Origin of the sequence: Pantoea anthophila (assembly GCF_006494375.1) — a bacterium.
GTDB lineage: Bacteria > Pseudomonadota > Gammaproteobacteria > Enterobacterales > Enterobacteriaceae > Pantoea > Pantoea anthophila.
On sequence record NZ_VHIZ01000041.1, the window covers coordinates 113,914 to 138,775 of the forward strand.

Sequence of the window (24,862 nt, forward strand, 5' to 3'; positions counted from 1 at the left end):
GCCCCCTTATTTCTTGTGACGTATGCGCGGGTTCACCACGCCATACAGCAGATCAACCAGCAGGTTGACCAGGATAATCAGTACTGCCGTCAGCAGCACACCGCCCTGCACCACCGGATAATCACGGCGCTGCAACGCTTCAATCAGCCAGCGACCCAGACCCGGCCACGAGAAGATGGTTTCGGTCAGAATCGCCCCGGCCAGCAGCGTGCCGACCTGCAGACCGATGACCGTGACCACCGGCAGCATGGCGTTGCGCAGCGCATGCACTACGATCACCCGCATCCGCGTCAGGCCTTTGGCGCGCGCCGTGCGGATGTAATCTTCACCCAGCACTTCCAGCATCGCCGAGCGCGTCATACGCACAATCACCGCCAGCGGAATGGTGCCCAGCACGATGGCCGGTAAAATCATGTGCATGACCGCGTCATGGAAGTCGCCCGGCTCACCCCAGAAGAAGGTGTCGATCAGCATAAAGCCGGTCAGCGGCATGCTGTCATCCAGGAAGACGGTGTCGCCGACCCGCCCGGAAACCGGCGTCAGGTTAAGCTGCACCGAGACCAGCATGATCAGCATGATGCCCCACCAGAAGATCGGCATGGAGTAGCCGGTCAGTGAGATGCCCACGGCGGTGTGATCGAAAATGGAGCCACGCTTCACGGCGGCAAGGACCCCAACCGGGATGCCCACCGCAACGGCAAATATCATGGCGCAGATGCCGAGTTCCAGCGTCGCTTTGAAGCGCGGAACAAACTCATCCCAGACCGGGATGCGGCTCTTGAGTGAAACGCCCAGGTCGCCATGCAGTACGCCGTTGATGTAGTTCAGATACTGTTTCCACAGCGGCTGATCCAGACCCAGCAGCGTCATTAACTGTGCATGACGTTCAGGAGAAATCCCGCGCTCGCCCGCCATGATCAGTACCGGATCGCCGGGGATCATGTGAACAAAAGCGAAAGTGAGTAATGTAATACCGATGAACGTTGGGATGACAAGGCCCAGACGTCGGAGTATGAACTGCAGCATAATCCGGGTTCTCTCTTCTCCGCGCGACCGTCGCCGCGAGGGTTGTTATTGCTTACATCTGACGATCGGGTAGGTCCGACCGCGACGCAGTCAGACTGCGCCTCTACCGTTTCCAGTAAAACAGGGAGAAAAAGCCGGGGCGACGCAGGGCCGCCCCGGAAAAGGCGACAATTATTCCTGAATGTCTACCTGAGCAAAGTAGTGTCCGCCCAGCGGATCGACTTTGTACCCGGTGACTTTCTTGCTGACCGGTTCGTATACCGTAGAGTGCGCGATCATCAGCGCCGGTGCCTGGTCATGCATCACAACCTGTGCCTGTTTGTAGTACTCGATACGCTTCGCCTGGTCGGCGGTCGCGCGCGCAGGCTGGATCTGATCCTCAAAGGATTTATCACACCAGCGCGAGTAGTTAGAGCCATCTTTCGCGGCTGAACAGCTGAACAGGGTCGCCAGGAAGTTGTCCGGATCTCCGTTGTCACCGGTCCAGCCCATCATGACGGTCTGATGTTCACCCGCTTTGGCGCGTTTCAGGTATTCGCCCCACTCGTAGGTAACGATTTTGGCTTTCACGCCAATCTTCGCCCAGTCGCTCTGGATCATTTCCGCCATGCGGCGTGCGTTCGGGTTGTAAGGACGCTGAACCGGCATCGCCCAGAGGTCGATGGAGAAGCCGTCGGCCATGCCCGCTTCTTTCAGCAGCGCTTTGGCTTTCTCAGGATCGTAGGCGTAGTCTTTGACCGCGTCGTTGTAGCCCCACATCGTTGGCGGGATCAGGTTTTTAGCCGGCTGGCCTGCACCCTGATAAACCGCGTCGATGATGGCCTTTTTGTTGACAGCCATGGTCAGTGCCTGACGCACTTTGAGGTTATCCAGCGGTTTTTTCTCAACGTTGTAAGAGAGATAGCCGACGTTCAGGCCAGCCTGCTCATACAGGTTGATGTTTTTGTCCTGCTTCATGCGTGCGATGTCAGCCGGGTTCGGATAAGGCATGACCTGGCACTCACCCTTCTGCAGTTTGGCGTAGCGCACTGACGCATCCGGGGTGATGGAGAAGACTAAGCGGTCGATTTTTGGCTTTTCGCCCCAGTAGTTCGGGTTCGCTTTGTAGAGGATGCGCGAATCTTTCTGGTATTGCAGCAGCTGGAACGGACCGGTTCCGACCGGGTTCAGGTCGACGTTTTGCGGCGTGCCGGCTTTCAGCATGTTGTCCGCATACTCTTTGGACAGGATAGAGGCGAAGTCCATGCCGAGGTCGGCGAGGAACGGCGATTCAGGGCGGGTCAGCACGAAGCGTACGGTGTTGTCGTCCACCTTCTCGATTTTGCTGATCAGCTTCGGCATATCCATGCCTTCGAAATATTCATAGCTGCCGCCGGAGACGCCGTGATAGGCGTTGTTTTTATCCAGCTGGCGCTCAAAGGTGAACACCACATCATCCGCGTTGAAGTCACGCGTAGGTTTGAAATCTTTGGTCGTCTGCCACTTCACACCCTTGCGCAGGTGGAAGGTGTAGGTTTTGCCATCGTCGCTGACGTCCCACTTCTCTGCCAGCGCAGGATGCAGTTCGGTCGTGCCGACAGTGAACTCAACCAGTCGGTTGTAGATCTGACGTGAGCTGGCATCGTAGGTGGTGCCCGAAGTGAATAACTGCGGGTTAAAGCCTTCCGGAGAACCTTCAGAACAGTAGACCAGGGTTTTTGCCTGAACACCGGCGGCGACAGTCATAGCAATCAGGCTCAGACCGACCTTCAGCATCCCGGATTTAGCCAGGGAGTTGATCATGCTTTTGCTCCATTGTGATGTGATGTTGTGTGTATTGCCTGACCTCTGGTTTTTTTATGCGGTTCAGGCGTACCACCGAACAGGTGGTTAAATCGCGCTACGTTTTTTTTGTTTTTCCGAAGCGGGTTGGGCATTCAGAAAATTCCGTAACTGCGGTTTATTGACGCATCAATTTGTCAACAGTTGCAAAGAACGTCAATACAAGGGTTACTTATTTACACAGAGTGTGAGGAATAGCATGCAACGGTAATAAATACCGTTTCCGCACAAAAGCCATACAATGCACAGTGCTGCAGCCCCGATATCCGTGCATTGTGCTGGATGCCAGCTTTATCGCTAGTGATTCTCACCGCTAAAAAACTTAAAACTTTTACCGGCAAATGTTGAATAACTGAACGATTCACCGTGCGTTATGACGTTCATCCAGCGGAATATGCTGGTTTTGATGTATAAGAAATCAGCATGTTGCTGCTTTCGGTCATAAGAAGAACGTGTCGCGAATTATGATGGCATCTCTGATGTGGCAAGGCCTGCGAGCAGGAAAACGGCGATAATAACGGCTGGTAAGCATCTGGCGCGGCGAATGCCTTTTTCTGGAACTTTCTGGAAGAAGGCAGATAAAACGTGAAGCTGTGAAGGACGCGGTGAGCCGGTTCGCTGTGAGAGCGCGTCTATGATCGTATCTGCTTAGCGGGGAGATCGAGCCTGCTCAGGTAACCCGGTCAGATCGGAAAGTCGCTTAAACCATCCCTGGACGCTCGGCCCACGCGATTACGCACCTCATCCCTGAGGTGCGCCCGTAAACGGGTCAACGCGCTGCGTTGTTCAAAAACGCTCCCGGCGTTTTTGTCCCTGCCGTGGGACGCTTTCCTCTTCTGACCGGGTTACCTGCGCTTTAAACTTATCAATTGCTGTCACATTCTTTACGCTCACGTTTTATTCGCAGCGGCCTTCCTGAAACAGAATGCGACTGCAGGACGTGAAGCGAAGGGAGCATACGCCTGTAGCAAAGCATAGCGGGCCAGGGATGGCCCGCGCTGAGCCCGCCAGGGATGGCGGGTTTTGCGTCTTTGCGAAAGGCGTATGCTCCCTGAAGCCGGCTCAGCATCAGCCGCCACCTTTCTGAAACGGGATGCGGCTGCCGGGAATACGTTTCCTGAAGCCCGCTCAAAAATCACTCTTTGCCTTTCAACAGGCGAAAAAAAACCTGTCTTTTCAGACAGGTTTCTTAAATATGGTCGGCGAGAGAGGATTCGAACCTCCGACCCACTGGTCCCAAACCAGTTGCGCTACCAAGCTGCGCTACTCGCCGATGGGGGCGCATGTTACTGCTACCCCGGATTAGCGTCAACCGCTTTTTAAGCTTTTGCCGCCGATCGCCTGGAAAGCATGCGGTTACCGGAAATCAGCCGCCTGCCCTCCCCTTTCGTACACCATTACAGCGATTTAGCCTGACTTTTCGCCGGTGCCTGGCACCAGTTATTGGCCGGGTTAATGCCGCCATCTGGCGAGGTATACCCCAGACAACCCAGGATGGTATCGAACAGCTCAACGTGACGATGGGTTCGCCCCACACGCTGCTGCGCCTGCAGACGCTCAAAATTACTGCGGTTCTGGCTGTCTTCCAGATACTTATCAGACGCCCAGACCATCATCGGCACGCGGAACTGCTCAGGCGGCGCCATCTCACGCGGCGTGCCGTGCAGATGCATATTCTCGCTGATCGACTCCCCGTGGTCGGCGGCATAGAAGACGATCGCCTTCTTATCACGCAGCTGATCCAGCACGCTGTCCAGCATGCTATCCACATAAAGCACCGAGTTATCGTAAGCGTTAATCAACTGCGCTTTGCTGCAGGTCTCATCTACCCCCATACACTCCGGCTGATACTTCGCGAAGCTGCGCGGGTAACGCTGTGAATAGAGATAATGCGATCCTTTGGTATGCAGGATCACCAGATGCTTGCCCTTCGGGAAACGATCCAGCGACGCCTTCATCTCAGGCACCAGCAGCATATCATCCACGGCTTTGCCCTGATTGCGCTTCTCGGAACCGATCTGCTCACGGAAGGCAAAGTTATTGGCATTAACGTTGTCGTAGAACCAGACTTCGCTTTGCATCGCAAACAGCTCAGAGGTGAAGCCCAGCTCTTTCATCACCGCAAACACATTCTGCTCTTTCAGCGTACGGCCCGGATTATTCATCGTGCCGCCTTCGCGCACGAACATGCAGCGCAGCGACAGCTTGGTTGCGGTATCACAGGATTCACCCCGGAACGCGACCAGATTTTTCTCTTTCGACAGTTTAGGCGTGGTGTCACGCTCATAACCCAGCATACCCATGTGATCCCAGCGCGTGGTCTCACCAATCACAAACACCACATAGGTATCATCCAGCCCGGCAGGCGCGACGTAGGTAAACTTCTTCGCCGGATCCAGCAGCTCCTCGCTTTGCAGCGACTCATCCATGCGGGTCCAGGCAAACAGTCCGACCGCCGCCAGCCAGTTGGAAGGAAGATAGGAGTGCGCGACCACGCCGCCGTAGCTCGGCAGATCGATGTTCGTGATCTCTTCATTATGCTTCTGCAGCTTGTCGAAATAACGGATTGGCAGCCAGACCAGCGCCACGCAGAGCAGCATAATCAGGGTCGGTTTCAGACGCTGTCCCGGCGTACGCAGCTGCTCATTCAGCGTCATGCTCAGCCGGTTGCGCCAGATCATCAGCAACGGTAACGCACTGACCAGCACCATCCACAGAACGAAGTGGTAGCCGATCACCTCTTTAGAGAGATCGGTGTCGGTGGTCATCACCGACGCCACAATGCCGTAGCCAATCACCACGTTGAAAAACGCCATGTAATAGGCGGCGGCAACAGAAATCAGCACAATCAGCGTGGCGAGCACGCGATAAAACCACTTGCCTCCCAGCGACAGCAGGCGCATCAGGAAGAATGTCAGCAGCACGATCGCCACGACCTCGGTGACCGCCGTCAGCCAGTTCGTGACTGTAGATTGCTTCAGAAAACCGTCAAAACGACGATAGAAAATCGGTAAATTCAGCAAGATACCGAGATAGAGCGCCAGCAATAGCGATAACTTTTGCTGCGTTAGCGTTTTAATGTAATTCATGAAAAAGGGGGTTTCTCCGGTGTGAAGCGCCTGACAAATCTTTAATGTGACTGCCGAATCGCGGCAGAGTTCGCTGAATAAGCGGGCCGGACAAGATGAAGGAAAATTCTGAACGGGTTTATGGGCTATAACGCGAGGTGGCCCAGTAAAACATGGCTGCGTTTGATAGACCAGAAAATAATCTTTGTCGACCTGATTAGCACATTTTTTGTACAAGACAGATCGTGGCGGGCAAACAGAGGGTGGCAGAGCGGAATCGGGGATGGAAAAAAAGAGGGGCCTGAGTAACTCAGGCCCACTGTTCGCTTAGCGAATGATATTCAGCGTCACGTCAATGTTGTTGCGGGTCGCGTTTGAGTAAGGACAAACGATATGCGCCGCATCAACCAGCTTCTGCGCTTCTGCTTCATCCATGCCTGGCAGATGGATGTTCAGGGTCGCTTCGATACCAAAGCCGTTGGGAATAGGACCGATACCAACTTCACCTTCGATCCAGGCATCTTTTGGCATGGCGATCTTGTCACGGCCTGCCACAAACTTCATCGCACCGATGAAGCAGGCAGAGTAGCCCGCAGCAAACAGCTGCTCAGGGTTAGTCGCTTCGCCGCCTGCACCGCCCATCTCTTTCGGGACACCCAGTTTCACGTCCAGTACACCGTCAGAAGAGGTTGCACGACCATCACGACCACCGGTTGCTTTGGCTTTGGCGCGGTAAACCACTTGTTCTAAAGACATGACATTTCTCCGTTACGCTATTTAATCGCCCGCTACTTATCTGTGCGGTATCAGGCGATGAGGTTTAACGGGTGCCATGCACCCGTCAGCAATTTTTATCGGGACTGGTTCAGGTTATCCCGCAGCCCATCCAGCTCTGTTTTCAGCGCCAGCAGGGTCTCATCGTCACAGGCTGTGGCGCATTTCACCGCTTCAGGAATAGAGGCGGCTTTAATGCGCAGCGCCTCGCCCGCTTCGGTGAGCGTCACAGCAACCTGACGCTCGTCCTGACGGGTACGCTGCCGGTTAATCAGACCTGCGCTCTCCAGTCGTTTCAGCAGGGGCGTCAGGGTGGCGGAGTCTAAAAAGAGCTGCTCGCCGATCTCTGAGACGGTGACATCATCTTTCTGCCACAACACCAGCATTACCAGATACTGTGGATAGGTGATGTCGAGCTGGCTCAGCAACTGGCGATAGACTTTATTCATCGCCAGGTTGGCAGAGTAAAGCGCAAAGCAGAGCTGCTGATCGACCAACAGTGGCATCGGTTTCACTTTTTTGTCATCTTGATCACTGTTCATGGTGTTTAATATAGGTAGCGCACTAGATAATTGCAAGCAAACTTTTATCAGGGGAACAGGCATGCAGAATTCACTGGAAGAACAGGCGCGTCGTTTCGCCACCGAGGCGCATGCCCGGGCCGGTCAGCGCCGCAAATATACCGACGAGCCTTACATCGTTCATCCGGCGGCGGTCGTGGAGCTGGTCCGCAGCGTCAGCCATGATGATGCCCTGCTGGCAGCCGCCTGGCTGCACGACACCGTAGAAGATACACCGACCACGCCGGGCGATATAGAAGCCCACTTCGGCGCGCGCGTGGCCAGCCTGGTTGAAATGCTGACCGATAGCGCGCCTGCCACGGCCAGAAATCGGGCAGCCCGTAAACTGGCGCACTTTCGCCATACTGCCAGCGCCAGTCCTGAGGCGCAAACCATAAAACTGGCCGATATCATCGACAATACCCGCGCGATTGTGCGCTTCGATCCTGACTTTGCCCGCGTCTATCTGGTGGAAAAGCAGATACAGATTACGCTGCTGAAACAGGGCGATGCGCAGTTATGGCAGCAGGCTTCCACCATTATAGAGAGTGGGATCGCACAGCTGCGGGAATCACCCTATAACGTCCCGGAAAGCTGGTTCGTGAAGCAGGCGGCCAAATACAGCGAATTACGCGCATAAAAAACCCGCCAGCGGCGGGTTCTTTTCTGAAACAGGCTTAGTCAAGCAACTGCCGTCCCAGATAGGGATTAGCATGTAGCAACTTCATCAGTTTCTGTGCCGTCGCAGAAGGACGGGTGCGCCGGGCTTCCCAGCTTTTCACGGAAGAAACGCTCACGCCCATCACTTTAGCAAACTCATCAACCTGCATGCCGGTCATTTCGCGCAGGCGCTGTGGCTCTGGCTGAGCGGGTTGCTGACGCTGAATCAGTAAGTCGGCGGCGCGATCATCACGTGTCAAAACAATCTGCTCAAGGCTGCTGAGCAATTCAAACATCGGGTCTTTTAATTCCATAGAGAACTCCTTAAAACTCGCTATGAAGCACGTGAAAGTAGAGAGGTAAGAGCCTCAACCTGGGGCTCTGAAACCGGGCCTGTTACAGGCTGGATCCCGCAAGGGTTTGTTTTTGTTATTTTTGAAACCACTACGGGACGCAGCCTGCTGTGCACTGCTTTAAAAGGTGTCAGTTCAATGCAACAAATGCCGGGAGACTAAGTATGGATAGAGACCTGACTATTTGCCGCGCAATTTCTCATTATTTTTTTCACTATCTTTTGCCGGAGTTGTTCCGACGCCTCTAAGACGCTGAGGCAACTGGTTTTTGTGCCCTCATAGCGGACAAAAAAATCAAATGCTGTTTGCTATTTATGCGGGTGCCGTCATGCTTTTCGCAGGCATCTTCTCAATTTTGTGAGGCGGTCTGCCTCTTCAGATAGTGAGTGCAAAATATACGCCAATGGTTTACTTCCTGAACACTTATATTCACTGCCTTTATGAAATTAAGAATAGTCCTGGCAACCCCCTGTGCGCGGCCGCGCGGCGGCTCACAGCAGGTTTTGGATGAATCACCTATTCTGCACAGCCAGACATCACCGGATAAAACAGCAGACTCCCTGATGAAACGGTCTCTGCCTTCTGCCGGTGCAGCGCTCCGTCAATGCTGATGCGCCTGCGCGAAAGAAGTGCAGGCGCTATGGCACGCCGATGACGGCCAGACCGGGAGCTGAACTCTCTAAGGAAAAGCGATGCGTGAAACAGATTTCAATGTCGGCTATCCCTCTTATCGCGTACCGATGATGGGACGTAACGCCGTCGCCACCTCCCAGCCGCTGGCGGCGCAGGCCGGTCTTCGTATGCTGCAACAGGGAGGTAACGCCGTGGATGCGGCGGTCGCCACGGCCATGGCCTTAACCGTGCTGGAGCCGACCGGAAACGGCATCGGCAGCGATGCCTTTGCCATTGTCTGGGACGGCCACACGCTGCACGGGCTGAACGCGTCCGGCCGAGCCCCCGCCGCCTGGCATCCTGAACGCTTTGCCGCATCAGACACCATGCCTGAAACCGGCTGGGAGTCCGTCACCGTGCCGGGGGCCGTCTCGGCCTGGGTCACCCTGGCTGAGCGCTTCGGCACACTGCCGCTGACCACTCTGGCGCAGCCAGCGATCGATTATGCGCGCGACGGTTTTCCGGTTTCACCGCTGATTGCTCAGCTCTGGCAGCGCGGCTATGACAAGCTGCGGGATCAGCCTGGCTTCAGCCGCTGCTTTGCGCCGCAGGGCCGCCCACCGCGCGCGGGTGACATTTTCCGCAACCCGGCGCAGGCCAGCACCCTGCAGGCGATCGCTGAGAGCCGGGGAGAGAGTTTTTATCGCGGCGAACTGGCGCAGAAGATGGCAGACTTTGCCCGCGAGCATGGCGCAGCCCTGACGCTGGAGGATTTGAAAAATCATCGCGCCGACTGGGTCACCCTGCTCTCCCATCCGTTTGCCGGCGGATCGGTTCAGGAGTTGCCGCCTAACGGTCAGGGCATCGCCACCCTGATTGCGCTCGGCATCCTGGAGGAGTGGGAGATTCATCGCTACGCGCCCGATTCTCCGCAGTGGCTGCATCTGTCGATTGAGGCGATGAAGCTGGCTCTGGTCGATCTGGAGCGCTATGTCACCGATGAAGATCACCTCGAATTTCCGGCTGACCGCCTGCTGAGCAGCGACTACCTCCGCCAGCGCGCCGCGCTGATTGACCCTGGCCAGGCGGGCGATTTTCGCTTTGGGTCGCCGCAGCAAAGCGGCACCGTTTATGTGGCCACCGGCGATGCCAGCGGCATGATGGTTTCATTTATTCAGTCTAACTACATGGGATTTGGCTCCGGGGTGGTGGTGCCTGACACGGGCATCAGCCTGCAGAACCGGGGTGCCGGGTTTTCACTTGACCCCTCTCATCCTAACCTTGTGGCGGGGGGTAAGCGCCCCTTCCATACCATCATTCCGGCCTTTGCGCGGGATGAGCAGGGCCAGCCGCTGATGGCGTTTGGCGTAATGGGCGGCCCGATGCAGGCGCAGGGGCATGTCCAGCTGGCGCTGCGCATCATGCTTCACCGGCAAAATCCTCAGGCGGCGATTGATGCGCCGCGCTGGCGGGTGGTGCAGGGACGCGAGGTGGTGTTTGAGTCAACGATCGATCGCAATACCCTGAGCACCCTGCGCCGCATGGGACACAACGTGGTGCTGGAAGATCCGCTGAGCAATTACAATTTTGGCGGTGCGCAGGCAATCGTGCGCGATCCTCAGGGTTTCTACATTGCGGCCAGCGAGAGCCGTAAAGATGGTCAGGCGGTGGTGTTCTGAAGCGACGTTCAGCCTGCTCAGCATCACAGAGGGCGTGCTGCCTGGCACGCCCTGACGCCCCGGCGCGGAGGTGCGATGACGCGGGTTGCAGAAAGTCTCTGTTTCACGTGTGGTTTCACATTGTGCCGTGACCAGGGATTGTTCTATTCTTTAGGCCATTCTTACCTGGATATCAGACAGTATCACCGACAGGAGTTGAACCCATGGCTTCAGGACTTACCCGCATCCTGGCACGCAGCGGCATGATGATCGCTGGCGTGCTGATCGTGCTGCAACTCACCGCGTGCGGTGATAAAGAAGGCGAGCAGCGCAAAGCATTTATCGATTTCCTCCAGAATACCGTTATGCGCAGCGGCGAGCATCTGCCCAGCCTGAGCGAAAATCAGAAGCAGAGTTTTGGCAACTTCGCCAGCGACTACGCCATCCTGTATGGCTTCTCACAGCAGGCGAATAAAGCCGTTGAGCAGGGGATGCGCCCGGTGGTCGATGAGCTGTCTGCCATTCGCGTGCCGCAGGATTACCTCAGCCGTCGTGACTCACTCCGCCAGGCCACCAGCGCCCTGGTGATCGTCACGCAGCAGATTGAGAGCGCCAAAATGCAGGCGGACAGCAGCAAAGCGACCCTGAAGCAGCAGGATGATCTGAAAAAGGTCTACGACAGCGCCTACAACAAAGTGGTGACGGTGCCTGCCAATCAACTGATCCCGCTGTTGCCTCAGCTCCAGGCGCTGAGTCAGGGCGCGGTCCAGGCTGGCGACTTCCTGCAATCGCAGGGAACCCGCGTCAGCTTCAATGATGGCGGTGTGCAGTTCCCGACCGAGGAGCAGGCTTCGCAATACAATGCGCTGATGAGCACCGTGTCAGCCAATGCGCAGGCTCTGCCTCAGGCTCAGGCCGCCGTTCAGGCGGGTCTGCAGTAACACTTTTTACGGGCAGGCATCGATCGCCTGCCCCTTTTTTTCCCCGCCTCTTCTGCCCCTGAATCCCCCGCTGACTAAAGTGTGATCTGGCGCATTTTCGACCAAAAATAGTTTGTGATCTCAGTCACATTTACATAACAAACCCTGCCATCACGAATGTGATATTCATCACAGATAAGCCGGTGCGCCGGTCATAATTCAGGCAAAGTCACCGTGCCCGCCTCTGTATTTGTGATCAAAGTCACGCTAATAGACCCCGTCCCCACCGTAAATGAGTGATGTGGATCACACTTATTCCGGGCCCTACGCAGTGCCAGATTCGCGTGATAGAGTCCGCGTGCATACAGTAATACCACCGGCTCTGGTCGGGGTGGCTAAACAAAAACAAACGCGCTCTCCTATTGCAGCGCGTCTCAATAAGGGGTGGGTTTATGTCCTCATCAGTCAAGGTCAAAGTACAGAGCTTTGGTCGCTTTCTGAGTAATATGGTGATGCCAAACATCGGGGCGTTTATCGCCTGGGGTATCATCACCGCACTGTTTATTCCAACCGGCTGGATCCCTAACGAAACGCTGGCCAAACTGGTCGGCCCGATGATCACCTACCTGCTGCCGCTGCTGATCGGTTTTACCGGCGGGCGTCTGGTGGGCGGCGATCGCGGCGGCGTGGTCGGTGCTATCACCACCATGGGTGTGATCGTGGGTGCCGATATGCCGATGTTCCTCGGCGCGATGATTGCCGGTCCGCTGGGTGGCTGGGCCATTCGCTCGTTTGACCGGGCGATCGACGGTAAAATCAAAAGCGGCTTCGAGATGCTGGTTAACAACTTCTCGGCCGGTATTATCGGGATGATCCTGGCGCTGCTGGCTTTCCTGGCCATCGGTCCGCTGGTGGAAGGTCTGTCTCACATTCTCGCCGCCGGCGTGAACCTGATGGTGCAGAACAACCTGCTGCCACTGACCTCCATCTTCGTTGAACCGGCGAAAATCCTGTTCCTGAACAACGCCATTAACCACGGCATCTTCTCGCCGCTCGGTATCCAGCAGGCGAGTGAAGCGGGCAAATCGATTTTCTTCCTGATCGAAGCCAACCCGGGTCCGGGTATGGGCGTGCTGATGGCCTACATGTTCTTTGGTCGCGGCAGTGCCAAACAGTCTGCGGGGGGTGCGGCGATTATCCACTTCCTGGGCGGCATCCATGAAATCTACTTCCCGTATGTGCTGATGGCCCCTCGCCTGCTGCTGGCGGTGATCCTGGGCGGGATGACCGGTGTCTTCACGCTGACCGTGCTGAACGGCGGCCTGGTCTCTCCGGCTTCACCCGGTTCTATCCTGGCGGTGCTGGCGATGACGCCAAAAGGTGCCTACTTCGCCAACATCGCGGCGATTGCTGCCGCCTTCGCTGTCTCCTTCGTGGTCTCTGCGATCCTGCTGAAAACCAGCAAAGTCAAAGAAGATGACGATATCGAAGCGGCAACCCAGCGCATGCATGAGATGAAAGCGCAGTCGAAAGGTCAGGGTGCAGCGGGTGGCGCTATCGCCAGCGATGCCATGAGCGTCGATCTGCATCACGTCCGTAAAATCATCGTCGCCTGTGATGCCGGTATGGGCTCCAGCGCCATGGGCGCAGGCGTGCTGCGCAAGAAAGTGCAGGACGCGGGCCTGAGCAATGTTTCGGTAACCAATACCGCCATCAACGCTCTGCCGGGCGATGTCGATCTGGTGATCACCCACCGCGACCTGACCGAACGCGCCATTCGTCAGGCACCGCATGCACAGCATATTTCGCTGAACAACTTCCTCGACAGCGCGCTCTACAGCACCCTGACCGAGCGTCTGGTGGCGGCAAACCGCAGCGACCTCCATCGTGAAACGGTCAACACTGCCCTGTCTGACAGTTACGATGAAGGCAACGCACACCTGTTTAAGCTGGGCGCGGATAACGTCTTCCTCGGCCTGAGCGCCAGCAACAAAGAGCAGGCCATCCGCTTTGCGGGTGAGCAGCTGGTGAAAGGCGGTTACGTTGAGCCTGAATATGTTGAGGCGATGCTGGCGCGTGAAAAACTGACGCCGACCTACCTCGGCGAGTCGATCGCGGTGCCGCACGGCACGGTTGAAGCCAAAGATCGCGTGCTGAAAACCGGCGTGGTGTTCTGCCAGTATCCGGCAGGCGTCCTGTTCGGCGAAGATGCGGACGATGTGGCGCGCCTGGTAATTGGTATTGCGGCCCGCAACAACGAGCACATTCAGGTCATCACCAGCCTGACCAATGCGCTGGATGATGACAGCGTGATTGAGAAGCTGGCGAACACCAGCAGCGTGCAGGAAGTGCTGGATCTGCTGTCAGGCAAACCGGCACTCGCGTAATTCAAGGCTGTTTTTCCCTGGGGCGGTCATGCCCGTCCCGATTTCCTGGGGCGGGTTTGCCCGCCCCATCGTCATTTGATATGGGTCAAAAATTATGAAAGCGTTACATTTCGGAGCAGGAAACATTGGTCGCGGCTTTATCGGCAAATTACTGGCTGATGCAGGTATCGAACTGGTTTTTGCTGATGTGAATCAGGCGGTGCTGGATGCACTGAACGCGCGTCATGAGTACCCCGTTCATGTGGTTGGCGAGCAGGCCAGAACAGAAACCGTTAAAGGCGTCAGCGCGGTAAACAGCACCAGTGATGAGATCGTCACCCTGATTGCGGAGGTGGATCTGGTCACCACCGCCGTGGGGCCGCAGATCCTGGAGCGTATCGCCGGTAGCGTGGCCAAAGGGCTGGCAAAACGCAGCGACAACGGTAATACCCGTCCGTTGAATATCATCGCCTGCGAGAACATGGTGCGCGGCACCAGCCAGCTGAAACAGCATGTGCTGAAGGCGCTGCCCGAACAGTATCACGCCTGGCTGGAGCAGCATGTTGGCTTCGTGGATTCCGCCGTTGACCGCATCGTGCCGCCAACCGAAGCGGGCAGCAGCGATCCGCTGGAGGTGACGGTTGAAACCTTCAGCGAGTGGATCGTGGATAAAACCCAGTTCAAAGGTGACCTGCCGACTATTCCGGGCATGGAACTGACCGACAACCTGATGGCGTTTGTCGAGCGTAAGCTTTTCACCCTGAATACCGGCCACGCGATTACCGCCTACCTCGGCCAGATGGCGGGTCACCAGACCATTCGCGATGCCATTCTTGACGAAAAAATCCGGGCCATGGTGAAAGGCGCGATGGAGGAGAGCGGCGCCGTCCTGATTAAGCGCTACGGTTTTGACGCAGAGAAACATGCGGCTTACATCCGCAAGATCCTCGGCCGTTTTGAAAACCCCTATCTGAAAGATGAGGTTGAGCGCGTCGGGCGTCAGCCACTGCGTAAACTCAGCGCGGGCGATCGCCTGATCAAGCCGACGCTGGGGACGCTGGAGTACGGTTTACCGCACGCCAGCCTGGTGCAGGGAATTGCCGCGGCGATGCACTATCACAGCGACCAGGACCCGCAGGCGCAGGAGCTGGCTGCACTGCTGGCAGAGAAAGGTCCACAGGCGACGCTGGCGGAGATCTCAGGGCTGGATGCTGACAGCGAGGTCGTGGCTTCGGTGGTGAGCGCCTGGCACGCTATGGCATAATGCGCGCGTGTTAGTGACGCAAGCCGGGCGCAGTTCGCCTGCGCCCAACGGCGGTATTGAACCCATGCAGGCAATAATGGAAGAGAAGCAAGCTTTTGAGAACCGGGTGCTTGAGCGCCTGAACGCCGGTCGTTCGGTGAGAAGCTTTCTGATCGCCGCCGTTGAGCTATTGGCGGAAGCCGTCAATCTGCTGGTGCTGCAGGTGTTCCGCAAAGATGACTATGCGGTCAAATATGCGGTAGAACCGCTGCTGCTGGGCGATGGGCCTCTAGGCGAACTCTCGGTTCGCCTGAAGCTGATCTACGGCCTGGGCGTCATCAGCCGGCACGAATATGAAGATGCTGAGCTGCTGCTGGCGCTCCGCGAAGAGCTGAATCACGACACCGGGGAGTATCGTTTTACCGACGATGAAATTCTGGGCCCCTTTGGCGAGCTGCACTGCGTGACCGCCTGGCCGCCCGCACCGGTGTTTCACACCGACGATGCAGAACTGCGCAGCATGCAGCAGCAGCGCTATCTGCAGATGGTGCGATCCACCATGGTTCTCTCCCTCACCGAGCTTATCGCCCGCATCAGTATGAAGCAGGCGTTTAAAAAGTCCGGCAGCTAATCCCGTCAGGCGCCCTTGCGGCGCCTTTTTTGCCTTAACCTGTCGGGAACCGGCGCCAGATTTGGTGTATCCTTGGCCTGTTTTCCTCAACGAGTTGTTGTCATGAAAGAGCAAGAAAAGAACGAAATCAAACGTCTCAGCGATCAGCTGGACGCACTGAACCGCAAAGAGCCGCAGTTACTGGAATCGGGTGATGCCGAGAAACTGGGCGCGCTGCTAAAAGAGAAAGAAACGCTGGTCACGGAAATTGAGCGTCTGCGCAATCAGCGGGTTGAAAAGCTGAGTGCTGAAGCGCAGAAGCTGCAAAAGATGGGCTTCAGCCGCGAAATTACCAAAAAAGAGCAGGCAAATCTGGGTGCGCTGAAGAAAAGCGTGCGCGGCCTGGTCGTGGTGCATCCAATGACCGCGCTGGGACGTGAAATGGGTCTGAAAGTGATGACCGGCTTCGCCAGAACCGCATTCTGAGCCCGCGATCAGGCGGCAGCCTGATCGACATCGGCCTGGTGTTCGCCGGCGGCGGCATAAACCTGCTCCGCCAGCGAATCCAGCAGTTCATAGCGACGGCGATACTCTGCCCGCTTCTTACTGGCGATCTCCTCCAGCGTTTTACGCGGCAGGCTCAGCGGCAGTCTGAACATCCCGTCCGGGCGAGCCTCGCCACTCAGCGACAGCCAGAACTCACTGTAGCTGGCAAAGAACTTATCCCCTTTGCTGTGACGATAACGCAGACTGCGGAAGACGTGCGTCTCATCGCCCACCGCCAGAATAGCTTCCACGCCGCATTGCTTCGCCACAATAAATACCGCTTCCATTAACAGGCGTTTCGGAAAGAGACCCTGCGCCGCTTTGGTCGCCTCGCGGATCACCTCATTATTGATATGTTTCCGCGGGCCCTGTAATCCGCCAATTAATAGGGTGCGCTGGTTATTCTCGTTCAGAATAGAAAAAGAGAGCGAGGCGATCACGTCGTCGTTATAACGCAATACCAGCGTCACTTCACCTTCACGGTCGAAATAACCCGAGCTGCAGGAGAGCAGGAATTTCTCGCCATTTTTACCGATCAGCGTCGCCAGCGGATTATCAGACGCGCTCTGCAGCAGCTGACGCAGCGCCGGATTCGCCAGATTATTCATCAGGGTGTAGTGATCGAGAATGGCCTGTGCGCGGGCCGCAATGCTCATCCCCGAGCGCAGATAGGGCCGGTGCAGCTTGGCTGGCAGCAGTCCCTGGGTGCTCATCAGTAGGGCGCGCTGTGGTAATTGCGACAGCGCATCCAGATAATGCAGCGTAGTCAGCGGCGATATTAATGTTCTTAACACAAATTTCAGCCGGAAGCGTTTACTCAGCCAGAGTTTATCCGGCACATATTTCCCACTGATTAACTGGAAAAAAAGCGAGGCAGTTGAATCGGTCGTGGATTCATGAGTAGTTATAATTGACATAATCAGCGACACACAAAGAGTTAAGCAACGATGTCACTGAAAATAACATGGCCAATATCAACGGCAGGTTAATATCGGACAACATTAAAGCGGATATTTTACGATTTCTGGTTCACTTTGAGACTGCATAAAATAGGGATAAAAAAAACCGGCAAAATAGAATTTACCGGTTTATCTTCATCATGTTTACGTTTGGTTAACTTACTGAGCAGCAGCGAAACGCGCAGCCGCTTCGTCCCAGTTAACGACGTTCCAGAACGCTTTGATGTAATCAGGACGTTTGTTCTGATACTTCAGGTAGTAAGCGTGTTCCCACACGTCCAGACCGATGATCGGGAAACCAGACACGCCGGCAACCGCTTCGCCCATCAGTGGGTTATCCTGGTTTGCGGTTGATACCACAGCCAGTTTGTCACCCTGCTTAACCAGCCATGCCCAGCCAGAACCGAAACGGGTGGCTGCCGCTTTCTCAAACTCTTCCTGGAATTTTTCTACGCTGCCGAAATCTTTCTCAATCGCGGCTTTCAGGTCGCCCTGCAGCGTGGTGCCGGTTTTCAGGCCTTTCCAGAACAGGCTGTGGTTAGCGTGACCACCTGCGTTATTGCGCAGTGGGCCTTTTTTGTCTGCTGGCAGCTGATCCAGTTTGGTGATCAGCTCGTCAACCGGCAGATTGGCAAATTCAGTGCCTTCCAGCGCCGCGTTAGCGTTGTTCACATAGGTCTGGTGATGTTTGGTGTGATGGATTTCCATCGTCTGCTTGTCGAAATGCGGTTCCAGTGCGTCGTATGCGTAAGGCAGGGATGGCAGTGAATAACTCATGTTCTTCCTCTCCATTTAGTGGGTGCAGCACGACGGATTCAGGACGTGCCGCGTAAGCAGTCGAATCATTATAGTTAAATTCATGTAGCGTAAAAGGGTAATCAATGCCCTATAAAACCTAAGGAATTGAGAAATCCGGCAATAGCAACCCGTTGTTTTTACAAGATGCTGCGCCTCACCCTGCCTTTTTGACCCTCTCCGTCCGTCGGACCGGGATGCCGATCCCGCACGCAGAGCAGGCGGTCTGTCCGCCCGCCTGCCGCGTCAGCCCTGACCTGCGGACTACCTGCCCAGCTCGCGCAGCGCGCTGTCGAGTGCGCCGACCAGCCAGTCGATGTCACCCTCCTGGAATGCCAATGGCGGACGCAGTTTCAGCACATTCCCATAGGGGCCCGCGACCGAGGTCAGCACGCGATGTTCACGCAGCTTCTCGATTAAATCCAGCGCCAGGGTTTTATCCGGCGTTTTACTGTGTCGATCGGTCACCAGCTCGAAGCCGATAAAGAGTCCGGCACCGCGCACATCCCCTACGCACTCATAACGATCCATCAGGGTTTTCAGCTCAGCCAGCAGCTTCGCGCCGACGACCCGGCTGTGTTCCTGCAGCCCCTCTTCGGTGATCACCTTCAGCACAGCCTGCGCCGCGGCCATGGCGACCGGATTGCCGCCAAAGGTGTTGAAGTAAGGAATCGAGTCGCTGAAGGCGGCCAGCACATCACTTTTTGCCAGCAGCCCGGAAACGGGGATGCCATTGCCCATTGGCTTGCCGGTGGTAATGAGATCGGGCACGACATCGTGGCGGCCAAAGCCCCAGAAGGCGTCGCCGGTGCGGCCAAAGCCAGGCTGGACTTCATCGGCAATAAAGATCCCGCCGTTGGCGTGCACCACATCGACCGCTTTTTTCAGGAAGCCGCGCGGATTGGGCAGCACACCGTCCGAGGAGAAAATCGAGTCCGCCAGGAAACCGGCAAATTTAATGCCGTGCGCCGCCATGTCATCGATCTGCTGCTGAATCTGGTCAGCGAACCAGTCGCCAAGGTCGGGCGCATCCACCCGGTAGGCATCCGGCGGCATCACCAGCCGTGTGGTGGGGGCCAGCGGCTGTCCGCTGCCCAGCGCCGGGGAAGCGCCGGAGGTCAGCTCACTGGTGCCGTGATAGGCCTCCTTGCTGACAATGATGCCGGTGCCGCCGCTGAAGGCGCGCGCGACGCGGATTGCCAGGTCATTCGCTTCCGAGCCGGTGCACATATACATCGCACGATCGATCGCCGCAGGTGTGGTCGCCAGCAGCGCTTCACTGTAATCGAGGATATTTTCATGCAGGTAACGGGTGTGGGTGTTCAGCATTTTCATCTGCTGCGTCACCGCCTCGATCACTGCCGGATGGCAGTGGCCGATGCTCGCCACGTTGTTATACACATCGAGATATTTATCACCTGCGGCATCCCACAGGTATTGCCCTTCACCCCGCACCAGATGAACCGGTTTGCGATAGAACAGACGATAGGATTCGCCAAGCACTTTGCTGCGTTTATCGGTCAGTTTGCGCGTGTCGCTGTCCAGCGCATCGGCATGTTCGGCACGAAAACTGTTGGTATCCATAATGGTGGAACGCGTGGCCATAATGACTCCCGTGACAAGGATGAAGGAGGAAGATCAGACCCCTCCATCATGCCTGCCTGAAAATAAAATGCAACCAAATACACAAATACAACAAAATACACATGACGCAGGGAGATCGCCGCGTTAAGCTGATGCCTGATTCAGACGGACTCCTGCGCCTCACTGGCGTATTATCCGTGCTCTTCGCGCTTTAAAAGGAAACCGCTATGCTGCAGGAAACGCGCCTTCATCGCATCCGCGCCCTGCTGACCCGACTCAATCAGGTCAGTACCGAGCGCATCATCAGGGAGCTGGGGGTATCACGCGAAACCGCGCGCCGCGATATCATCGAGCTGGAAGCGCTGGGGCTGGCGCGCCGCGTCCATGGCGGACTGGTGGCGATAGAACCCTCGGCGGAGCCGCCGCTGACGGAACGTCGCAGTACGCAGACCCGGGAGAAGCGCGCGATCGCCCGCGCCGCCGCGCAGTTGCTGCAGCCCGGACAGACGCTGTTCCTTGATGCGGGCAGTACCACCACGCTGCTGGCAGAAGAGCTGCACGCCCTGTCCGGCCTGACGATCGTGACCAACAGCCTGCAGGCCGCGCTGGCGCTGAGCGCCGGAGAGGAAGACCAGCCTCTGAATAATCAGATTATTTTGCTGGGCGGGAATATGTCCGCCGGGGCGCAACAGACGCGCGGTGAGATCACCGTGGGCGAAATCATCCGCTACCGCGCCGATGTGGCGCTGCTGTCGCCGGTTGGCATTGAGGCCGATTGTGGTGCCAGCAGTTTTCATCCGCATGAAGCGGCCATCGCCCGGGCAATGGTTCAGCAATCCGCCGCCTGCTATCTGCTGGCCGATCACACCAAGCTGGGCGTGGTGAGCCGGACAATCTACGCGCCGCCGCAGGCGATCAGCCTGCTGATTACCGACAGCGGCGGGGATAACGGTGCCGAACTGGATGCGTTGCAGCAGGCGCTGCCCCGGTTGATCGTGGTTTAGCGAAGCGGCAACGGCAGGTAATTTAACGCAGCCGCTGCGGGTGGCTGTAGACCGTGGCCCGGCCCGGCTTGCTGAAGCCGACCAGCGTCAGGTTGCAGCGCTCAGCCACCTCAACCGCCAGACGGGTCGCGGCAGAGACGGCGAACAGGATCTCGACGCCGCACATGGCGGACTTCTGCACCATCTCATAGCTGGCGCGGCTGGAGACCAGCAGCGCCCCCGGCCCCCACGCGGCCTGGCTGCGATAGCCCAGTAGCTTATCGAGTGCCACATGGCGACCCACATCTTCACAGCCGCCGGCCAGCTGACCATCGGGCTGGATCCACGCCGCCGCATGGGTGCAGCCGGTTTTCTGTCCGACAGGCTGAAACTCTTTCAGCTGTCCCAGCGCCCGATCGAGCTTCTCCAGCGCAAAGGTCTGGGTAAAGGGTAACGGCGATAGCGGCTTGCCGATCTGATCCAGCTGTTCAACGCCACACACGCCACAGCCGGTCCGGCCCGCCAGCGCACGGCGCTGCGCTTTCAGCGCCATAAAGCGGCGGCTGGAAAGCTCAATCTGGACTTCAATACCATGACAGCCCGGCACGATGTCCATGCCGAAAATATCACCCGGCGCGTCGATAATGCCCTCTGACAGCGAAAAACCCAGCGCGAACGCCTCCAGGTCTTTAGGCGTGGTCATCATCACCACATGAGAGATGCCGTTATAGACCAGCGCCACCGGCACCTCATCCGCCAGCCAGTCAGGCTGAGCCGTCATCAGATCGGCACGCTGCCAGACCTGCGTTGTGCTGACGCCGGCCTGAATTGTTAAATCTTCGCCTGAGTCAGGCTGGATAGCTTTCAAAAAATAGGACCTGTTGTTAATAAATAATTGCCGGTGCGGCTGCACGGCGAGGGGCTGACAGCGTCTGATTTTGCCTGCAGGCCCGGCACAGCGCAAATAAACAGCGGGGCAATTCATGCGGTTTCAGGTGTGCCAGGGGCGCGGCCACGGCCGCGGGTGTGCAAAATGAGAAGGGGCACGGCTCCGGCATTAACATCCGGGAGCAAATCACCCCCGCCATCCGCGGCTGACGCTGAAAATGGACTTGCAATGCCGCTCCCCCACCGCAGGGTTTTAACAAAATTTAGAAAAAGAATTACTAATCGCTAACCTGTTGACCCCGGTCAACTTACAGGCAATCAGGGCTGTTATTTTGCAGGGCTTCGCAATGGAGCCGGAAAAGAAGAACGATAACATGCAAATTAACAGACGGAGTTTTTTTAAGATCTGTGCGGGCGGACTGGCGGGAACCAGCGCGGCGTTGCTCGGTTTTGCCCCCACCACAGCCTTAGCCAGTGTCCGGGAGTTCAAGCTCATTCGCGCCAGAGAGACACGGAATAACTGCACCTACTGTTCCGTCGGCTGCGGCATGCTGATCTACAGCCTGGGGGATGGCGCTAAAAATGCCAGCGCCTCGATTTATCATATTGAAGGTGACCCGGACCATCCGGTCAGTCGCGGATCGCTCTGCCCCAAAGGCGCGGGCGTAATCGACTTTATTCACAGCGAGCAGCGGCTGAAGTACCCGGAATACCGTGCACCGGGCTCTGACACATGGCAGCGCATCAGCTGGGAGGAGGCGTTTGATCGTATTGCCCGCCTGATGAAGCAGGATCGCGATGCCCACTTCCAGACCACCAACGCCGCAGGGGTCACGGTAAACCGCTGGCCAACCACCTCCATGTTCTGCTCCTCCGCCGCCAGTAATGAGACCGGCCTGCTCGACCAGAAGTTTGCCCGTTCGCTGGGCATTCTGGCGCTGGAGAACCAGGCGCGTCTCTGTCACGGCCCGACCGTGGCGGCACTGGCCCCCAGCTTTGGTCGCGGAGCCATGACCAACAACTGGAACGACATCAAAAATGCCAATGTGGTGATGATCATGGGCGGCAACCCGGCCGAAGCGCATCCGGTCGGCTTTAAATGGGTCATTGAAGCGAAAACCCGGAACAAGGCGCAGGTCATCGTGATCGATCCGCGCTTTAACCGCTCTGCCGCCGTTGCCGATTTTTACGCGCCCGTGCGGGCGGGCAGCGACGTCGTGTTCCTGATGGGGGTGATTAACTATCTGCTGCAGCACAACCTGATCCAGCAGGAGTATGTTCGCGCCTTCACCAACGCGGCCCTGATCGTCAGTGACGGCTTCAGCTTCAGCGACGGTCTGTTCAGCGGCTACGATGCCGACACCCGTCAGTACGATCGCCAGAGCTGGCACTATGAGCTGGATGAAAACGGCCATGCACGACGGGATGAGAGCTTCACTCATCCCCGCTGCGTGCTGAACCTGCTGAAAACCCATGCCAGCCGTTATACGCCGGAGATGGTGACGCGCCTGTGCGGCACATCGCAGGACGCCTTTATCGCGGTGTGCGAACAGCTCGCGTCGACCTGCGTGCCGAATCGCACCGCCACCATCCTCTATGCGCTGGGCTGGACCCACCACACTAACGGCTCGCAGATTATCCGCACGGCGGCGATGATCCAGCTGCTGCTGGGCAATATCGGTATGCCGGGTGGCGGCATCAATGCGCTGCGTGGTCACTCCAATGTGCAGGGATTTACCGATCTCGGACTGCTGTCACAGAGTCTGCCGGGCTATCTGCCGCTGCCCTCCGAGAAGATGACCACACTGGCCAGCTGGCTGGAGAAGGCCACGCCGGTTGCGCCTCTGCCGGGGCAGGTCAACTACTGGCAGAACACCGACAAATTTTTTGTCAGCCTGATGAAGAGTTTCTACGGCGATAAGGCCACGGCGGAAAACCAGTGGGGCTACGACTGGCTGCCGAAATGGGACAAAAGTTATGACTGCATGGCGCAGGCGGAGATGATGGAACAGGGCGCGCTGAATGGCTGTCTGATTCAGGGCTTTAACCTGCTGGCCGCCTTCCCGGACAAAAATAAGGCGGTGCGGGCCCTTTCCCGGCTGAAGTTTATGGTGGTGATCGATCCGCTCAGTACGGAAACCGCCAGCTTCTGGCAACATCACGGTGCGTTCAACGACGTCGACCCGGCGCAAATCCAGACCGAAGTGTTCCGTCTGCCCTCCTCATGCTTCGCGGAAGAGTCGGGCTCGGTCGCAAACTCGTCACGCTGGCTGCAGTGGCACTGGGCTGCCGCCGAGCCGCCCGGAGAAGCGCTGCACGACGGAAAAATTCTCGGCAATCTGTTTATGCGGCTGCGCGAACTTTATCGTCTCGAAGGCGGAGCAAACCCTGAGCCGCTGATGGCCATGCGCTGGGACTACCGCGATCCGTTCAATCCTGAGCCGGAAGAGGTGGCGCAGGAGAGCAACGGTCAGGCGCTGGCCGATATTTATGACGCCAGCGGCAGGCTGCTGCTGAAAAAAGGTCAGCAGCTCAACAGCTTTTCGGAGCTGCGTAACGATGGCACCACCGCCAGCGCCTGCTGGATCTACAGCGGCAGCTGGACGCCGGACGGTAACCAGATGGCGCGGCGCGACAATGCCGATCCCTCCGGGCTGGGCGCGGTCTCCGGCTGGGCCTGGTCATGGCCGGCCAACCGCCGCATTCTCTACAACCGCGCCTCCGCGGATGCGCAGGGTAAAGCCTGGGACCCGCAGCGCCGTCTGATTGAGTGGGACGGCGCACGCTGGCACGGCATCGATGTGCCGGACTATCCGGTCACGCTGCCACCTCAGCAGCAGGCCGGGCCGTTTATCATGCAGCCCGACGGCATGGGTCACCTGTTTGCGCTGGATAAAATGGCGGATGGCCCGTTCCCGGAACACTATGAGCCGATGGAGAGTCCCCTCGCCGACAACCCCCTGCATCCGCAGCAGCGTCACAGCCCGGTCGTTCGTCTCTTCAGCAGTGACGTCGCACAGCTGGGCGAGGTCGCTGACTATCCCTGCGTCGCCACCACCTACTCCATCACTGAGCTGTTCCGCCACTGGACCAAGCACGCCCTGCTGAACGCCATTGCGCAGCCGGAGCAGTTTGTCGAAATCGGCACCGAACTGGCGGAGGAGAAAGGCATTCAGGCCGGTGACAGCGTCAGAGTCTCGTCACGCCGGGGTTATATCGAGGCCAAAGCGGTGGTCACCCGCCGTCTCCCGCGCCTGATGATTGACGGCAGGCCGGTGGATACCGTGGGTATTCCCTGTCACTGGGGCTTTGAGGGCACCACGCGTAAGGGCTTCCTCGCCAATACGCTGACGCCTTCCGTTGGCGACGCCAACTCGCAGACCCCGGAGTACAAGGGGTTTTTAGTGAAAGTCGAAAAAGCGTAACGGTGGATGAC

Annotated in this window: 19 protein-coding genes and 1 tRNA gene; 9 read left to right on the forward strand and 11 right to left on the reverse strand. The window is 57.3% G+C overall.

Annotated elements, in window-relative coordinates; all coding sequences use genetic code 11:
* Nucleotides 1-6 precede the first annotated feature (6 nt).
* The 6 genes from dppB to FJW00_RS10230 form a co-directional block, all read right to left on the reverse strand.
* Nucleotides 7-1,026, reverse strand: a complete 1,020-nt coding sequence (gene dppB / locus FJW00_RS10205) for a dipeptide ABC transporter permease DppB (protein WP_009088364.1) — start codon at nucleotides 1,024-1,026, stop codon at nucleotides 7-9.
* Between the two features lie 171 nt (nucleotides 1,027-1,197).
* On the reverse strand, nucleotides 1,198-2,808 hold the full coding sequence (gene dppA / locus FJW00_RS10210) for a dipeptide ABC transporter periplasmic-binding protein DppA (protein ID WP_058957158.1): 1,611 nt from the start codon (nucleotides 2,806-2,808) through the stop codon (nucleotides 1,198-1,200).
* Nucleotides 2,809-4,043: 1,235 nt separating this feature from the next.
* A tRNA-Pro gene (locus FJW00_RS10215) sits at nucleotides 4,044-4,120 on the reverse strand.
* 124 nt (nucleotides 4,121-4,244) lie between these two features.
* Nucleotides 4,245-5,936 carry a kdo(2)-lipid A phosphoethanolamine 7''-transferase gene (gene eptB / locus FJW00_RS10220; protein WP_009088360.1) on the reverse strand — a complete coding sequence of 564 codons (1,692 nt, stop codon included), beginning with the start codon at nucleotides 5,934-5,936 and terminating at the stop codon, nucleotides 4,245-4,247.
* Nucleotides 5,937-6,242: 306 nt separating this feature from the next.
* Nucleotides 6,243-6,671, reverse strand: coding sequence for an organic hydroperoxide resistance protein (locus FJW00_RS10225; protein WP_009088357.1), 429 nt, complete (start codon nucleotides 6,669-6,671; stop codon nucleotides 6,243-6,245).
* 95 nt (nucleotides 6,672-6,766) lie between these two features.
* Nucleotides 6,767-7,231 carry a MarR family winged helix-turn-helix transcriptional regulator gene (locus tag FJW00_RS10230; RefSeq protein ID WP_046100928.1) on the reverse strand — a complete coding sequence of 155 codons (465 nt, stop codon included), beginning with the start codon at nucleotides 7,229-7,231 and terminating at the stop codon, nucleotides 6,767-6,769.
* Nucleotides 7,232-7,292: 61 nt separating this feature from the next.
* Between FJW00_RS10230 and FJW00_RS10235 the strand changes: the two genes are divergently transcribed.
* A complete protein-coding gene (locus FJW00_RS10235; RefSeq protein WP_009088354.1) occupies nucleotides 7,293-7,889 on the forward strand; it encodes an HD domain-containing protein in 597 nt (198 codons plus the stop codon).
* Between the two features lie 37 nt (nucleotides 7,890-7,926).
* Here the strand turns inward: FJW00_RS10235 and FJW00_RS10240 are convergent, their stop codons facing one another.
* Entirely contained in the window at nucleotides 7,927-8,223 is a 297-nt protein-coding gene (locus FJW00_RS10240) for an HTH-type transcriptional regulator (RefSeq protein ID WP_009088351.1), read from the reverse strand.
* 731 nt (nucleotides 8,224-8,954) lie between these two features.
* Between FJW00_RS10240 and FJW00_RS10245 the strand changes: the two genes are divergently transcribed.
* The 6 genes from FJW00_RS10245 (at nucleotide 8,955) to FJW00_RS10270 (ending at nucleotide 16,157) form a co-directional block, all read left to right on the forward strand.
* Complete coding sequence (locus FJW00_RS10245; RefSeq protein ID WP_140923958.1) at nucleotides 8,955-10,553, forward strand: gamma-glutamyltransferase family protein; 1,599 nt, start codon at nucleotides 8,955-8,957, stop codon at nucleotides 10,551-10,553.
* A 203-nt stretch (nucleotides 10,554-10,756) separates the two neighbouring features.
* Nucleotides 10,757-11,473 (forward strand): DUF3053 domain-containing protein, encoded by a 717-nt coding sequence (locus FJW00_RS10250; RefSeq protein WP_140923960.1) that lies wholly within the window; start codon nucleotides 10,757-10,759, stop codon nucleotides 11,471-11,473.
* Nucleotides 11,474-11,904: 431 nt separating this feature from the next.
* Nucleotides 11,905-13,839, forward strand: coding sequence for a PTS mannitol transporter subunit IICBA (locus FJW00_RS10255; RefSeq protein WP_009088344.1), 1,935 nt, complete (start codon nucleotides 11,905-11,907; stop codon nucleotides 13,837-13,839).
* A gap of 94 nt (nucleotides 13,840-13,933) precedes the next feature.
* Nucleotides 13,934-15,082 carry a mannitol-1-phosphate 5-dehydrogenase gene (mtlD, locus tag FJW00_RS10260; protein ID WP_140923962.1) on the forward strand — a complete coding sequence of 383 codons (1,149 nt, stop codon included), beginning with the start codon at nucleotides 13,934-13,936 and terminating at the stop codon, nucleotides 15,080-15,082.
* A 64-nt stretch (nucleotides 15,083-15,146) separates the two neighbouring features.
* The gene (mtlR, locus tag FJW00_RS10265; RefSeq protein ID WP_181161962.1) at nucleotides 15,147-15,692 is read left to right on the forward strand and encodes a mannitol operon repressor MtlR; all 546 of its coding nucleotides are present in this window, start codon (nucleotides 15,147-15,149) and stop codon (nucleotides 15,690-15,692) included.
* 102 nt (nucleotides 15,693-15,794) lie between these two features.
* Nucleotides 15,795-16,157 (forward strand): YibL family ribosome-associated protein, encoded by a 363-nt coding sequence (locus FJW00_RS10270; protein WP_058957163.1) that lies wholly within the window; start codon nucleotides 15,795-15,797, stop codon nucleotides 16,155-16,157.
* A gap of 8 nt (nucleotides 16,158-16,165) precedes the next feature.
* Here FJW00_RS10270 and FJW00_RS10275 read toward each other — a convergent pair whose 3' ends face one another.
* The 3 genes from FJW00_RS10275 to FJW00_RS10285 form a co-directional block, all read right to left on the reverse strand.
* The gene (locus tag FJW00_RS10275) at nucleotides 16,166-17,134 is read right to left on the reverse strand and encodes a VirK/YbjX family protein (protein ID WP_140923965.1); all 969 of its coding nucleotides are present in this window, start codon (nucleotides 17,132-17,134) and stop codon (nucleotides 16,166-16,168) included.
* A 201-nt stretch (nucleotides 17,135-17,335) separates the two neighbouring features.
* Nucleotides 17,336-17,953, reverse strand: coding sequence for a superoxide dismutase [Mn] (gene sodA / locus FJW00_RS10280; protein ID WP_009088335.1), 618 nt, complete (start codon nucleotides 17,951-17,953; stop codon nucleotides 17,336-17,338).
* Between the two features lie 282 nt (nucleotides 17,954-18,235).
* Nucleotides 18,236-19,576 (reverse strand): aspartate aminotransferase family protein, encoded by a 1,341-nt coding sequence (locus FJW00_RS10285; protein WP_140029631.1) that lies wholly within the window; start codon nucleotides 19,574-19,576, stop codon nucleotides 18,236-18,238.
* A 206-nt stretch (nucleotides 19,577-19,782) separates the two neighbouring features.
* On the opposite strand from FJW00_RS10285, the gene FJW00_RS10290 reads away from it, so the two are divergent.
* Nucleotides 19,783-20,559: a DeoR/GlpR family DNA-binding transcription regulator gene (locus FJW00_RS10290; protein ID WP_009088330.1), complete on the forward strand. Its 777-nt coding sequence runs from the start codon at nucleotides 19,783-19,785 to the stop codon at nucleotides 20,557-20,559.
* 22 nt (nucleotides 20,560-20,581) lie between these two features.
* Here FJW00_RS10290 and fdhD read toward each other — a convergent pair whose 3' ends face one another.
* Entirely contained in the window at nucleotides 20,582-21,406 is an 825-nt protein-coding gene (fdhD, locus tag FJW00_RS10295; protein WP_140923967.1) for a formate dehydrogenase accessory sulfurtransferase FdhD, read from the reverse strand.
* Nucleotides 21,407-21,800: 394 nt separating this feature from the next.
* Here fdhD and fdnG point away from each other — a divergent pair, with 394 nt between their 5' ends.
* Entirely contained in the window at nucleotides 21,801-24,851 is a 3,051-nt protein-coding gene (fdnG, locus tag FJW00_RS10305) for a formate dehydrogenase-N subunit alpha (RefSeq protein WP_140923971.1), read from the forward strand.
* The last annotated feature ends 11 nt before the right edge of the window (nucleotides 24,852-24,862 follow it).